Source organism: Betaproteobacteria bacterium (assembly GCA_016791345.1).
In the GTDB taxonomy this organism is placed as follows: domain Bacteria; phylum Pseudomonadota; class Gammaproteobacteria; order Burkholderiales; family JAEUMW01; genus JAEUMW01.
This window is the reverse complement of sequence record JAEUMW010000217.1, coordinates 1-1,555: the sequence shown is the minus strand read 5'-3', so window position 1 is coordinate 1,555 and position 1,555 is coordinate 1. Positions and strand designations below refer to the sequence as shown.

2 protein-coding genes are annotated in these 1,555 nt (G+C 63.8%); both read right to left on the bottom strand.

Annotated elements, in window-relative coordinates; genetic code table 11:
- Window positions 1-39: 39 nt before the first annotated feature.
- Window positions 40-1,056: a ketol-acid reductoisomerase gene (gene ilvC, locus JNK68_08325; GenBank protein ID MBL8540365.1), complete on the bottom strand. Its 1,017-nt coding sequence runs from the start codon at window positions 1,054-1,056 to the stop codon at window positions 40-42.
- 59 nt (window positions 1,057-1,115) lie between these two features.
- Entirely contained in the window at window positions 1,116-1,553 is a 438-nt protein-coding gene (gene ilvN, locus JNK68_08320; protein MBL8540364.1) for an acetolactate synthase small subunit, read from the bottom strand.
- Between the last annotated feature and the right edge of the window lie 2 nt (window positions 1,554-1,555).

The window sequence follows — 1,555 nt, the reverse complement described above, 5'->3', positions numbered from 1 at the left end:
CCGGTGGAGATCAGACACGGCCCACGCGTCCCGCGGGTGTCAGTTCTTCGAGGTATCGACCAGCTTGTTCTTTCTGATCCACGGCATCATGTCGCGCAGCTTCGCTCCGATCTGCTCGATCGGATGCTCCGCCGTGATGCGACGACGCGAAAGAAGGGTCGGCGCTCCGGCCCGGTTCTCCAGGATGAAGCTCTTGGCGTACTCGCCGGTCTGGATGTTGCGCAGGGCCTCGCGCATCGCCGCGCGCGATTGCTCACCGATGACCCGGGGTCCGGTCACGTACTCGCCATATTCCGCGTTGTTCGAGATCGAGTAGTTCATCGTCCCGATGCCGCCTTCGTACATGAGGTCGACGATCAGCTTGAGTTCGTGCAGGCACTCGAAGTACGCCATCTCCGGCGCGTAGCCGGCCTCGACCAGCGTCTCGAAGCCCGCCTTGACCAGTTCCACGCAGCCGCCGCAAAGCACGGTCTGCTCGCCGAACAGATCGGTTTCGGTTTCTTCCTTGAAGGTGGTCTCGATGATGCCTGCGCGGCCGCCGCCATTCGCCGCGGCGTAGCTCAGCGCGAGGTCGCGCGCCGCGCCGGAGCGGTCCTGGTAGACGGCGATGAGCTGCGGCACACCACCACCCTGCGTATAGGTGGAGCGCACCGTGTGACCCGGTGCCTTCGGCGCTACCATGAACACGTCGAGGTCGGCACGCGGTACCACCTGCCCGTAGTGGATATTGAAGCCGTGCGCGAATGCGACCGCCGCGCCGCGCTTCACGTTGGGCTCGACTTCGCTCTTGTACACCGCGGCGATGGTCTCGTCGGGCAGCAGCATCATGACCACGTCCGCGCCCTTCACGGCTTCGTCGACCGACTTGACCGGGAGCCCTGCCTGCTTGGCCTTGTCCCAGGAAATCCCGCCCGGCCGCAGACCGACCACGACCTTGACTCCGGAATCCTGCAGATTCTGCGCGTGGGCGTGGCCTTGGGAGCCATAGCCGACGATGGTGACCTTCTTGCCCTTGATGAGCGAGAGATCGGCGTCCTTGTCGTAGTAAACCTTCATGATGTCCTCTCTTGGTAAAGCAGGGAGCGCTGGCCGGCGTGCTCGCGGCGCACCCCCTATCAGATCTTGAGCACGCGCTCGCCGCGACCGATGCCGGAAGCACCGGTGCGCACGGTCTCCAGGATCGCGCTCTTCTCGATGGCATTGAGGAACGCGTCGAGCTTGGCGCCGGTGCCGGTGAGCTCGATCGTGTATGCCTTTTCCGTAACGTCGATGATGCGGCCACGAAAAATGTCGGCCATGCGCTTCATCTCCTCGCGGTCCTTGCCGAACGCGCGCACCTTGACCAGCATGAGTTCGCGCTCGATGTGCTCGCCGTCGTTGAGATCCACCACCTTGACCACGTCGACCAGCTTGTTCAGCTGCTTGGTGATCTGCTCGATGATCTCGTCCGAGCCGCTGGTGACGATCGTCATGCGCGACATGGTCGCGTCCTCGGTCGGCGCGACGGTGAGGGATTCGATGTTGTAACCGCGCGCGGAAAAGAGCCCCGACACCC

What these genes read in the sequence shown, in the direction of transcription:
- ilvC (MBL8540365.1), bottom strand. Translation starts at nt 1,056, where the DNA reads ATGAAGGTTTACTACGACAAGGACGCCGATCTCTCGCTCATCAAGGGC.